Source organism: Neobacillus rhizophilus (assembly GCF_018343535.1).
Lineage (GTDB): Bacteria > Bacillota > Bacilli > Bacillales > Cytobacillaceae > Neobacillus > Neobacillus rhizophilus.
On record NZ_JAGYPF010000005.1, the window covers coordinates 91,285 to 103,441 of the forward strand.

The 12,157-nt window shown below is 40.2% G+C and carries 11 protein-coding genes; 10 read left to right on the plus strand and 1 reads right to left on the minus strand.

Annotated features, from left to right (window positions below; all coding sequences use genetic code 11):
* Window positions 1-143 precede the first annotated feature (143 nt).
* The 6 genes from ezrA to rarD all read left to right on the plus strand — a co-directional run bounded on the left by ezrA (window position 144) and on the right by rarD (window position 7,506).
* Window positions 144-1,832 (plus strand): septation ring formation regulator EzrA, encoded by a 1,689-nt coding sequence (ezrA, locus tag KHA99_RS23315; protein ID WP_213119891.1) that lies wholly within the window; start codon window positions 144-146, stop codon window positions 1,830-1,832.
* Between the two features lie 218 nt (window positions 1,833-2,050).
* Window positions 2,051-3,196 carry a cysteine desulfurase family protein gene (locus KHA99_RS23320; RefSeq protein ID WP_213119892.1) on the plus strand — a complete coding sequence of 382 codons (1,146 nt, stop codon included), beginning with the start codon at window positions 2,051-2,053 and terminating at the stop codon, window positions 3,194-3,196.
* Window positions 3,193-4,401, plus strand: a complete 1,209-nt coding sequence (gene thiI, locus KHA99_RS23325) for a tRNA uracil 4-sulfurtransferase ThiI (protein ID WP_213119893.1) — start codon at window positions 3,193-3,195, stop codon at window positions 4,399-4,401. Before KHA99_RS23320 ends, thiI begins: the two co-directional genes overlap by 4 nt.
* A gap of 97 nt (window positions 4,402-4,498) precedes the next feature.
* Entirely contained in the window at window positions 4,499-4,705 is a 207-nt protein-coding gene (locus KHA99_RS23330; RefSeq protein ID WP_213119894.1) for an alpha/beta-type small acid-soluble spore protein, read from the plus strand.
* A gap of 137 nt (window positions 4,706-4,842) precedes the next feature.
* Complete coding sequence (gene mbcS, locus KHA99_RS23335; RefSeq protein ID WP_213119895.1) at window positions 4,843-6,426, plus strand: acyl-CoA synthetase MbcS; 1,584 nt, start codon at window positions 4,843-4,845, stop codon at window positions 6,424-6,426.
* Window positions 6,427-6,576: 150 nt separating this feature from the next.
* Window positions 6,577-7,506 carry an EamA family transporter RarD gene (gene rarD, locus KHA99_RS23340; RefSeq protein ID WP_213119896.1) on the plus strand — a complete coding sequence of 310 codons (930 nt, stop codon included), beginning with the start codon at window positions 6,577-6,579 and terminating at the stop codon, window positions 7,504-7,506.
* Window positions 7,507-8,297: 791 nt separating this feature from the next.
* Here rarD and KHA99_RS23345 read toward each other — a convergent pair.
* Window positions 8,298-9,098, minus strand: a complete 801-nt coding sequence (locus KHA99_RS23345; RefSeq protein WP_213119897.1) for an NAD kinase — start codon at window positions 9,096-9,098, stop codon at window positions 8,298-8,300.
* 156 nt (window positions 9,099-9,254) lie between these two features.
* Between KHA99_RS23345 and sppA the strand changes: the two genes are divergently transcribed.
* The 4 genes from sppA to ytfJ all read left to right on the plus strand — a co-directional run bounded on the left by sppA (window position 9,255) and on the right by ytfJ (window position 11,977).
* A complete protein-coding gene (sppA, locus tag KHA99_RS23350) occupies window positions 9,255-10,265 on the plus strand; it encodes a signal peptide peptidase SppA (protein WP_213119898.1) in 1,011 nt (336 codons plus the stop codon).
* 11 nt (window positions 10,266-10,276) lie between these two features.
* Entirely contained in the window at window positions 10,277-10,714 is a 438-nt protein-coding gene (locus KHA99_RS23355; protein ID WP_213119899.1) for an RDD family protein, read from the plus strand.
* Window positions 10,715-10,784: 70 nt separating this feature from the next.
* The gene (locus KHA99_RS23360; protein WP_307852149.1) at window positions 10,785-11,480 is read left to right on the plus strand and encodes a DUF2953 domain-containing protein; all 696 of its coding nucleotides are present in this window, start codon (window positions 10,785-10,787) and stop codon (window positions 11,478-11,480) included.
* Between the two features lie 17 nt (window positions 11,481-11,497).
* The gene (gene ytfJ, locus KHA99_RS23365; protein WP_213119900.1) at window positions 11,498-11,977 is read left to right on the plus strand and encodes a GerW family sporulation protein; all 480 of its coding nucleotides are present in this window, start codon (window positions 11,498-11,500) and stop codon (window positions 11,975-11,977) included.
* Window positions 11,978-12,157 lie beyond the last annotated feature (180 nt).

Here is a 12,157-nt window from a genome sequence, read left to right on the forward strand (position 1 = left end):
TTTTTTGTTTTTCTTTTACAAAAAAATTGAAATTACTAGTCAAAAATTGTCGTATACATGGTATCATTAAGGCATCGAATTTAATCATTAACGGATTTTTAAATAGATGAGAATGACAGCTGTTCGGAACAGGAGGCTTGCAAGTGAAATATATAATAGGGTTATTTATCCTTATCCTTGCGATATTTGTATTAGGATATCTAATAAAGAAAAAGCACTTTAAAGAAATGGACCATCTCGAGGCCTGGAAAATTGATTTGTTCAATAGACCAATTCCTGATGAAATGGCTAAAGTAAAACAGCTTAATATGACCGGACAAACAGAGGAGCTTTTTGAGCGCTGGCGGAATGAATGGGACGATATTGTGACTGTCAAACTGCCGGATTTGGAAGAAATGCTGTTTGATGCAGAAGAATACATAGACCGCTATAGATTCAAAAAAGCAAAAGAGGCTCAAAGCAAAATCACGGAAAAATTGCAAGAAACTGAAAATCAAGTAAACAAAATTATCGAAGAGCTTCATGAATTGGTCGGCAGTGAGGAAAAGAACCGTGTAGAAATTGAAGAATTGAAGGAGCTGTATCGAGAGACAAAGAAAACCTTGCTCGCGCATCGCCATAGCTTTGGCAATTCTGAGAAACATCTGGAAGCGGCGCTAACTGAGGTCATGGGGAAATTTCATGAATTCGATGAAAAGACAGAGCAAGGAAATTACTTGGAGGCACGTGAAGTCGTCCTATTCATTCACGATAAACTAACTGGTATAAAGAATAATATGGATTTAATTCCGCAACTTTTAATTGAATGTCAGTCGCTGATTCCAAACCAGTTGGCCGAGGTAAGGTCTGGTTTACGGGAAATGTTGGAACAAGGGTATTATTTAGAACATGTCCATGTGGAAACAGAAATAGAGCGTCTAGAGGAAAAAATCAGAGAAAATTTAGCTTTAGTTGAAAAAAGCGAAGTTGATCAGGCTCAGGACGGAAATAAAGAAATAAAACAGCGGGTCGATATTCTTTTGGACCTTTTAGAAAAAGAGGTACATGCGAAGCATTTTGTGAAGAAAAATGAACAGGCAGCCAGTAGTCTGCTTGCTGATGCGGAAGAAGTGAATAAATATCTCGCATCGGAAGTCCTTCATGTACAGGCTACCTACCAATTGGCTGATCAGGATTTGGAAACACTGAACAATTTGGAAAGAGAGCTTGCTGCTGTTTATAAACGCTATGAAATATTAACAGAGAAAATAAAGCAAAACCAAACAGCTCAGTCCATCATGGGTGACGAATTAAATGAAATAAAGGAACACTTAGACCTCATACGTGAGGAGCAGCAAACCTTTGTCTTTAAACTTCAAGCCCTTAGGAAGGACGAACTGGAAGCAAGAGACAAAGTCAAAGAATTGGCAAAAAAGGTTGGAGAAACCTTCCGCCTTGTTCAAAAACAAAATGTTCCAGGACTGCCTGAAGAATATCGGTATTTATTGGAGGATACGAACGAGAGCATCCAAAATGTCAGATACCAGCTCGAGGAAAAGCCTCTTAATATAGCGGCACTTAATCAGTATTTAGAGATTGCTGTTCTATCAGTTGATAAATTGGTAAATACTACTTTGGAATTGATAGAAAATGTTACGCTTGCTGAGAAGGCAATCCAATACGGGAATCGATACCGGAGTCAGTATCCTTCTGTTGCAAATGGATTAAGAAATGCAGAAGAGGCTTTTCGCCGTTATGATTATCAAGAGGCATTAGAGCAGGCTGCTGCTACGATCGAGGGGATCGACCCGGACGCATTGAAAAAAATAAAGACACCTGTAGCTATTGATTAGGAAAAACCGATTGTCATATCGGTTTTTTTCTTTGGCTAATAAGAAAGCATAAACTTTCTGTCGAAAGCTTTATACTATCTTTACGCATAAATTCAACTACGCCTCATGAACCGTCCTATCGGACTCGCCAATCGGCTAGTTTTCATTTGCTTTTTCAAAATAATAATTTATGGTAAGATTTATTTCGGCAAAGTGGTGTTAAAGGAAGGTTGTAAACCATGATTTATTTTGATAATAGTGCAACGACTAAACCATATAAGGAAGTATTAAACTCATTTCTAACTGTTTCAAGTGAATATTTTGGGAATCCCTCATCATTGCACAGTTTCGGGGGACAGGCAGAAAAGCTTCTTTCCCAGGCAAGAGAACAATCAGCCAAGCTTATTGGGGTTAAACCGAACGAATTATATTTTACCTCAGGTGGTACAGAAAGCAATAATCTTGCCATTAAAGGAGCAGCTTTAGGTAACCGAAACAGGGGGCGCCACCTGATTACATCAAGCGTGGAACATCCATCCGTTCTAACTGCAATGGAGCAGCTTGAGCAGGAAGGCTTTGAAATAACCCGCCTCCCTGTAGATAAGGCTGGGCGTGTATCTGTTGAGGATGTAAAAAGCTCGATTAGAAAAGATACCATTTTGGTTTCTATCATGCAGGTCAATAATGAGGTTGGCACCATTCAGCCCATTAAGGAAATAGGCCACATGTTAAAAAGCCACCCATCCGTTATATTCCACGTCGATGCGGTTCAGGGAATCGGCAAGGTTCATTTAGACATATACGAAAGCAGGATAGATTTATTATCCATATCGGCTCATAAAATCCACGGATTGAAGGGGACTGGTGCCCTTTTTATTCGTGAAGGAGTCAGGATAGCACCGCTTTTTTCCGGAGGAAATCAGGAACGGAAGATCCGCAGTGGTACGGAAAATGTCGCCGGTGCGGTTGCCATGGCAAAAGCACTCAGGATGACACTGGATAAAAGTGCTGAAGCAATGAAGAACATGGTTGAGCTTAAAAACTTGTTAAGAAATAAGTTAAATGAAATTGAAGAGATTCAAATCAATACTCCGATAGAAAACTCAGCGCAGCATATTTTAAATTTTTCTTTAAAAGGGATCAAATCAGAAGTGTTCATTCATGCTCTTGAGCAGAAAAACATTTTTGTATCAACCACGAGTGCATGCTCTTCAAAAAAGAAGGCACCTAGCAATACTTTGCTTCAAATGGGAGTGCCTGAAGAACTTGCTGAAAGTGCAATAAGAATCAGCCTTTCCTTTGACAATACAGAAGAAGAAGCAAGGAAGGCAATCTTAGAGATAGAAAAAACAGTAAAACATTTAGGAAGGGTAATGAATAAATGAATTATGACCGTATATTAATCCGCTACGGGGAGATATCTACTAAGGGACGAAATCGCAATAAGTTTGTTGATAAACTTAGAAAAAGTGTGAGAATTGCCCTGACCCCGTTTCCAAATATCAAAATTGAAGCTAGCCGCGACCGGATGTATGTCCTATTAAATGGAGAAAACGGGATCGAAATCATCAAAAAATTAAAGAATATATTTGGGATTCAGTCCTTCAGCCCGGCCATAAAGGTCGAGCGGGAAATGGAGTCCATTAAAGAAGCGTCTTTAACATTAGTAAAGTCTCTCTATTTAGAGGGGCAAACCTTTAAGGTAACAGCCAAAAGATCAGATAAAACCTTTGATCTGAATACAGATGAAATCAATAATGCCATAGGCGGCCATTTATTAACAAACATAGCAGGGATTAAGGTGGATGTTCGAAATCCGGATATTAATTTACGGGTAGAGGTACGTAAAGAGGCCGTTTATTTGTCCTGCGAAACGATAAAGGGAGCGGGCGGACTTCCTTCAGAATCAAGCGGAAAAGCCATGTTGATGCTTTCCGGAGGAATTGATAGCCCGGTAGCGGGATATATGGCAATGAAGCGGGGCCTGGAAATTGAAGCAGTTCATTTTTTCAGTCCGCCGTTTACTAGTGAACGAGCAAAAGAAAAAGTTATTGACCTTTCAAAAAAACTGGCCGAGATGGCAGGCGGCTCAATAAAGCTTCATATTGTGCCATTTACTGATGTTCAGCAGGCCATCCGCGAACAGGTGCCTGAAAATTATACGATGACTTCGACAAGAAGAATGATGCTCCGCATTACGGATGAAATACGCAAAAAACAAGAGGGGTTGGCCATAATTACTGGCGAAAGCCTTGGCCAGGTTGCCAGCCAAACACTTGAGAGCATGTATGCGATTAATGAAGTGACAAATACACCGATTTTACGTCCCTTGATTTCGATGGACAAAACGGATATTATTAAAATCGCGAGTGAAATTGATACACTTGAAATTTCAAATCGGCCGTATGAAGATTGCTGCACTATTTTTGTGCCAGCTTCACCAAAAACAAAGCCAAAAAGAGAAAAAGTGAATCAATACGAAAGTTATTTCGATTTTGAACCATTAATCCAAGAGGCTGTACAGGAAGTTGAAACGCTTGTCATAAAACCTGACCGTGAACCTCACTCGGAATTCAGTGAATTATTTTAAACGTATTTAAGAATATTTTGTGAACATTTACCAATTCTAAATTTGCATGAAGCTTAGGGGTTCTACACATTCTATACTCACAAGGAGGTGAGTATAGATGGCTAACAATAACAGCTCTAACCAATTGCTAGTAAATGGAGCTCAACAGGCTCTAGACCAAATGAAGTATGAAATCGCTCAAGAATTTGGCGTAAACCTTGGTGCAGACACTACTTCACGCGCTAACGGATCTGTTGGTGGTGAAATCACTAAGCGTCTTGTATCAATGGCTGAATCACAATTAGGCGGCGGATTTGCTCGTTAATTAAAAAAGAATATAATGGCTACAGAGAGCGGGATTTTTTCTCGCTCTCTCTTTTTATTTTTCAGAAAAGGGCGTATAATTAGGACTAGGTAATAACATCAAATATAATACATTGTTACCAAGTGGAGGGGATATTAATGAAGCGTGAAGATTTAATTGCACCGGAGAAATACAATCTTGTAGCCGAGGTTGAGCGGTTTGCGAAGGACCCACACAAATTAGCTCTTAAATGGGAAAATGAATCAGGTGAAACCAAAGAGATTACATATGAAAATTTAATGAAGCAAGTAAATCAAGCCGGCAATGTCTTTGCCCAGAATGGATTACAAAAAGGTGATGTAGTTCTTGTCATAGTCCCGCGGCTGATTGAAGCATACGTTGTCTATCTGGCTGCATTAAAAGCAGGTATGGTTGTAATCCCAAGCTCGGAAATGCTAAGGGAAAAGGACCTTCAGTACCGTATTACCCATGGAGATGTAAAAGCAATCATTAGCTATTTTCCATATGTCGATCAATTTATAGACATTGCAGAAGTACAAAAACTAGTCAGGTTTACAATCGGGGCCGACGTGGATGGGTGGAAACGATTGGATGCTGAAATGAAAGAAGCATCAGATGAACTTCCACTTGCGGAAACCAACCGTGATGATATGGCTTTCTTATCCTATACCTCTGGTACAACAGGCAACCCTAAAGGGGTTGTTCACACGCATGGATGGGCTTTTGCACACTTACGGACAGCAGCAGCCAAATGGCTTTGCATAGAAGAAAGCGATACTGTTTGGGCGACTGCCGGCCCTGGGTGGCAAAAGTGGATTTGGAGTCCATTCCTGTCGGTATTAGGGTCAGGGGCAACAGGATTCGTTTACAACGGCAAATTTGAGCCGAAAAAATATTTAAGCCTTCTTCAGAGATATGACGTCAATGTACTATGCTGTACACCAACTGAATATCGTTTAATGGCGAAGGTTGATAATTTAGCAGACTATCAGCTGCCAAATCTTCATAGTGCTGTATCTGCTGGCGAACCACTAAATCGTGAGGTTATTGATACATTCCGTAAATATTTCCATTTGGATGTTCGAGATGGCTACGGTCAAACAGAAAATACATTGCTTGTTGGAGTTACAAAAGGTATGGAGTTGAAACCTGGTTCCATGGGCAAACCAACGCCTGGCAATCGCGTTGAAATCATTAATGAAGAAGGTCAAGTTTGCGGCGTCGGTGAAGTAGGCGATATTGCTGTACACGTCGAAACCCCTGCCCTGTTTAAAAACTACTATAAAGATCCAGAAAGAACAGCCATGCAGTTCCGCGGTGATTATTATGTCACCGGAGATAAAGCGAAAATGGATGAAGACGGCTATTTTTGGTTTGAAGGACGAGGCGATGATATCATTATCAGCTCCGGCTATACGATTGGACCATTCGAAGTGGAGGATGCCCTTGTTAAGCACCCGTTTGTTAAAGAATGTGCAGTTGTGGCAAGTCCAGATGAAGTCCGTGGAAATATCGTTAAAGCCTTTGTCGTTCTAACAGAGAATGTGAACCAAGCTGATCCTGAATTGACAAAAACCCTTCAGGAGCATGTCAAAACGCTGACAGCACCATATAAGTATCCAAGAAAAATAGAGTATATACCAGAACTTCCAAAGACCACTTCTGGAAAAATTCGAAGAGTCGAGCTGCGTCAAAAAGAATTTGAAGCAGCCCAAAATTAATAAAATTTTATTACTTCCAGGCACACGGTTTGACCGTGTGCCTTTATAATGCATGAAAAATTTGTCAGGCATAAAAATCCCCAATCACTCCTAAATCAAGTTATAATAAAGAGTATTTCGAGAATAGAAAGAATTGGGGATGCGGAATTAATGAATAAGAATGAAACGCAGCAAGGGGTTATCTATGCCGTTGTTTCCTATTTGCTTTGGGGATTGCTGCCAATATATTGGAAACTTTTAGGGGACGTGCAAGCGGAAGAAATACTGGCCAGCCGTGTTGTTTGGTCGTTTGTTTTTATGCTTGTTATTCTTATTTTTACTAGGAAAATTGGGCTGTTTACTGAGACATTAAGGGGATTTGCAAAAAGGAAAAAGCAAATGTATGCTTTAATTGCAGCTTCCTTGTTAATAAGCGTAAACTGGTTTACTTACATTTGGGCGGTAAATAATGGCCATATGATTGAAACAAGCCTTGGATATTATATAAACCCACTAGTTAGTATTTTATTGGGAATGATTGTCCTGAAGGAAAAGCTATCATTTTATCAATATATATCATTTGGGCTGGCAGCCATTGGCGTATTAATCATCAGCATTTCCCATGGCACATTCCCGTGGGTTGCCATTGTTTTGGCGCTGACGTTTGGATTATACGGGCTTGTAAAAAAGCTTGTTAACGTTGAATCATCCGTTGGATTGACTTTAGAGACGCTGGTAGTAACTCCGCTTGCAGTTATTTATATAGGATATTTGTTTATCAATGGGTCCATGGCGTTTTTGCATAAAGGAATTGGCACGGATTTGCTCTTAATAGGGGCAGGTGTCGCAACAGCGGTTCCTCTTTTATATTTTGCAAAGGGAGCGCAAAAAATTCCATTATCATTACTTGGTTTTTTACAATATATCTCCCCGACTTTAACTTTACTATTAGGGATATTTGTATATCATGAACATTTTTCAAAAGTGCAATTGTTATCCTTCATCTTCATTTGGTCAGCATTAACCATCTACTCTCTATCCAAAACAAAGCTATTGCCCGGAAAACAGTTTAAATGGAGAAAAGAAAAAAGAGCAATATAATAGATGAGAGCGCCTGACTTTAGTCAGACGCTCAGCTTGTCGAGAAAGGGTATTTTTCTCGGCAATTTTTTTTGTCCAAACCTAAATTACCAACTTTTATTGTTTATCCCTGCTAACTGGGCCTGTTGATTTCCGCTCCGGGCACTCGCTTTCCGCGGGGAGCTCCTGGAGCCTCCTCGGCGCTTTGGCGCCTGCGGGGTCTCCAGTGACCTCTATTTCCCGCAGGAGTCGAGTACCCTCCGCTCCAATCAACAGGGAGGCAATTCAACCTAAGTATTGCAACACACATTTTCCATCCTTGATAAGTGAGTTGCAATCTTTTTCATATGCTGGCAGGCTTCAGTAAGAAGAGCCTGTTCTCTTAAATTAGTTAATCCCCGAAATCGGCAATTGCGAAGCCTATGTTAATAAGGTGGTCATTTGAAACCAGAAACAAATTCATATTCACTTTGGATATACTCTTTTGGCTTAAATATAAATTCACCACTTATTTTATTGGAGTTGAAGGATTTAATTGAATACACCTGTTGATTAGCGCGGAAGGCACGAAGACTCCTGCGGGAGTACGGGGCAGGGGAGACCCCGCAGGAGCGAAGCGTCGAGGAGGCTCCCCGGCACGCCCGCGGAAAGCGAAGTGCCTGGAGCGCCAATCAACAGACTTGTTGAAAAGCCTTAAATTAATTAATTTATAACAAATTAACGGGGTAAATCGTTAAGGAAAATAAGTAAAATAAAAGGCTGTAGATAGTTACACGACAGCCTGAACGCCTGACTTAGTCAGCCGCTCTTTTTTATAAGAAGGTTCTCTTTACCTTTTCAAAGAAGGAGTTATCCTTTAATTTCAGCGTTTTTAATTTTTTTTTACTTAACTGAATTTTGATTTTATCAACATGGCGAATGCTAAGTGCTTCATTATCCATCCCCATTGTCGGGTAATCATTTTCCTCTGAAACAACTTTAAGTGTAAGAGCCCTTTCTGCGCTCAAAATAAACGATGCGCCAAGTGTTCGGTAATTGTTGTTGTTAATTGAAGCAACCTCGCTTACCTGCATGCAGGAGAGAAGCGGATCAACGACCGCCCCCCGCACTGATTTATTGTAGGCAGTGCTTCCCGTTGGTGTCGCAACAATCAGCCCATCCCCACGGAAGGTTTCAAAATGCACATCATCCACAAAAACATCAATGACAAGAGTTTTAATAATTGACGAGCGGATGCTGAATTCGTTGAGACACGTAAAAGTTCCTTGCCCATCTACAGAAACGTCGATAAGCGGGTACCGGCGGACCTCCAACTGTTCTTTCAGCATGGCATTAATCATGTTAGAGGCTTCGCCAATACGAAAATCACAATACATATTTAAATTGTTTTTTGTGGATATCCCCATATATAGGCAATCTTCACGAAAGCCGGTTTTTCTGACGGCCTGAAGAAAAGCTCCGTCATCCCCGATACTGGCAATAATATTTGCTTTACGATAATCATTGACAATCGTAAATCCATAGCGCTCAGTGGCCTCAAAAAGAGGGGCGGCTTTAATGAGGGTATCGTTATCGTGTTTATAATCATAATAAATCATTTGCCTTTCTGGCATATATCGGTCCTCCTGGAAAAAATTAAAACATATTAGCCCTGTTAAAATCCAAATTTTGATAAAATAATAGTAATCTCAAATTAGTTTAGCATTTTTTTGAAACAATATGAGAACAGCTAGGGAAATTTAACAAAATCGTTAAAAAGGGGGATACATATGAGTGGTAAGCGCTGGGCCGCACTTGGAATTGCGGCGGCATTATTTATTTTTTCAATTCTAATTAACTTTTTGTCAGCATTTGCTTTTAAAGGTATCAAAACAGATTTTAGTGAATTGATGGCCGCAGGGGAAGAACCCTTTACGGAAGAAGTTGTGGATGCTGGAAGCGAATTAAAGAAAATAGTCATCCTCGATGTGGATGGGGTCATTCAGGATACAGGAGAAACGGGCTCGCTCTTGCAAAGCTCAGGCTATAATCATCAGGGCTTTATGAAAAAACTGAACCATATTAAAGAGGATGATTCCGTGAAGGGGGTCATTATCAGGGTCAACTCCCCAGGTGGCGGCGTCGTTGAAAGTGCGGAAATTCACGATAAGCTGAAGGAAATTCAGAAAGAAACGAAAAAGCCGGTTTATATTTCAATGGGGTCCATGGCCGCTTCGGGAGGCTATTATATTTCAACCGCTGCTAAGAAAATCTATGCCAGTCCCGAGACTTTGACAGGGAGCCTCGGGGTAATCATGGAAGGAATCAATTATAAGGGGTTAGCAGATAAATACGGAGTTGATTTTGTCACGATAAAGAGCGGTAAGTATAAGGATATTATGAGTCCGACAAGAGAAATGACCGAGGAAGAGCGGCAAATCCTACAAAAGATGATTGATAACTCTTATGACGGATTTGTTAAAGTCATTTCAGATGGCAGGGGGATGACTATCGACCAGGTTAAACAGATTGCTGATGGCCGTGTTTACGACGGACATCAGGCAAAGGAATTGAAACTGATTGATGGGTTTGGATACCTAGATGATGTTATTTCGGAAATGAAGAAAAATGAAAAGCTAAAAGGTGCAAAAGTAGTCCGTTATACGGATGACCTTGGCTTTGCCTCCATGTTTCAATTTCAAGCACAAAAATGGCTAGGCGACAGTGCGGAAATGGCCGGTTTGATGAAAATCCTTTCCAAACCAAATTCACCGCGTCTCATGTATCTATATGCGGAATAGGGGGAAAGCAGATGGACACGAATGAAGTAAGGCCTGTTCGATACGCCGGTTTTTGGATGCGCTTTTGGGCATTTCTGCTCGACTTGATAGTTGTAGGCAGTATAGAACGAATATTAATTAATCCTCTTTTCCGCTTATTGGATACATCTTTATCTGAATTTAATATGTTTTCACCTGTTTCTATCTCATCAGCAGTGATCTTTTATTTATATTTTGTATTGATGACCAAGTTTTTTAACCAAACGCTCGGAAAAATGGTATTTGGACTGAAAGTCATAAACCTTGATCAGGAAAAGCTTACATGGGGGACGGTTTTGTTTAGGGAATGGATTGGCCGCTTTATTTCTGCTACGATCTTTATCGGCTATATAACCGTCGCCTTTTTACCTAAAAAACAAGGTTTGCACGACCTTTTTACTGATACGACCGTTATTCATACTGAATCATAATACAGCCTGCCGAATCAATTCGGCAGGTTTATTTTTTCTCCTATGGGAAATAATAGCAGGTTGAAAGGTTGTGAAAACGTTGATCTGGCTGTTGGCATCCCTGATAATTCTTTTTCTCTTATTTATTCTCATCCTTTTCACTAAACTGACGATTCTGCTGACTTATTTCCATCACAATGATAATGATGACTTAAAGGTAGAGTTTAGGATTTGGTTTGGGCTTATTAGGTATAAGAAAAGCATCCCATTAATCAAGGTAGATGAAGATTCCCCGAGCATTGTTGTTAAAAGCAGCACCGAAACAGGAAATGCCGAAAGTTCCAAACCGAAGGTGACCCAAATTACAAATAAAGACGTGAAGTCCTACTGGAAACGTACCCAGGATCTCTTAAAAAACGTAAAGGGTCTTCAAATTATCATCAGGAAATTTTCACAAAAAATAAGTATTAAAGAATTTGAATGGCAGACTATGATTGGTATAGGTGATGCAGCACATACAGCCATTTTGACAGGAGCTCTTTGGACATTGAAAGGATCGGTTATCGGGGTTCTCAGTCAATATTTAAAACTCAAAACATCGCCAAAATTAAGCATAACTCCTCAATTTCAAGGAAGCGTAGTCCAAACTTATTTTCAATGTATTTTTCAGTTTCGAATCGGGTATGCTATTTTAGCAGGATTAAAACTGATTAAATTTTGGAAGGGGGGAAAACCGCCTTTCAAAAATAAATCTAATTTTTCAAATGATAGAACCAAATCAATTTGAAAGAGGAGGAGACAGCTATGTCTGATCATCCAATTCAAGGTTTAATGACAACAGCGATGGAAAGCTTAAAGGAAATGATTGATGTGAACACCATCATCGGAGATCCTGTGGAAACTCCGGATGGAAGTGTCATCCTGACTGTTTCCAGGGTAGGCTTTGGATTTGCAGCGGGAGGCAGCGAGTTCAAAATGGATACATCACAAGGCCAAGGACAAGGCGGTCAAGGGGGCCAAAGCCAGGGCGGGCTGAAGCTTCCATTTGGCGGTGGTAGTGGTGCCGGTGTATCGATTACCCCAATTGCCTTTTTAATTGTCAATTCACAAGGGGTTAAGATGCTTCATTTAGACGAAAGCACACACTTATATGAGAAAATCCTTGAGCTTGCGCCTCAGGCAGTTGACAAGATTCAGCAGATGTTCGCGAAAAAGGATGAGGCAAAACAGCAGAGCAGCCCGCAATATCAAAATAACCAGGCAAAGCATGATTTTGATATATAAGTTGAAAGGTTAATCTTCCAAACCACTTTAGGAAGGTTAACTTTTTTCATGATGGAGGCTCTACCAATGTGTTCTTTCTAAAAGTCTTAATAATTGCAAAAATAGTATTGAAAGGATATATTTACTCTGTACATATTCAAAGTGAGCAGGTTTTATTGCCTGATTTACTTGAACAGACAA

Coding starts and splice junctions, on each gene's coding strand:
- KHA99_RS23320 (WP_213119892.1), top strand. CDS start 2,051: ATGATTTATTTTGATAATAGTGCAACGACTAAACCATATAAGGAAGTA.
- thiI (WP_213119893.1), top strand. CDS start 3,193: ATGAATTATGACCGTATATTAATCCGCTACGGGGAGATATCTACTAAG.
- KHA99_RS23330 (WP_213119894.1), top strand. CDS start 4,499: ATGGCTAACAATAACAGCTCTAACCAATTGCTAGTAAATGGAGCTCAA.
- mbcS (WP_213119895.1), top strand. CDS start 4,843: ATGAAGCGTGAAGATTTAATTGCACCGGAGAAATACAATCTTGTAGCC.
- rarD (WP_213119896.1), top strand. CDS start 6,577: ATGAATAAGAATGAAACGCAGCAAGGGGTTATCTATGCCGTTGTTTCC.
- KHA99_RS23345 (WP_213119897.1), bottom strand. CDS start 9,098: ATGCCAGAAAGGCAAATGATTTATTATGATTATAAACACGATAACGAT.
- sppA (WP_213119898.1), top strand. CDS start 9,255: ATGAGTGGTAAGCGCTGGGCCGCACTTGGAATTGCGGCGGCATTATTT.
- KHA99_RS23355 (WP_213119899.1), top strand. CDS start 10,277: ATGGACACGAATGAAGTAAGGCCTGTTCGATACGCCGGTTTTTGGATG.
- ytfJ (WP_213119900.1), top strand. CDS start 11,498: ATGTCTGATCATCCAATTCAAGGTTTAATGACAACAGCGATGGAAAGC.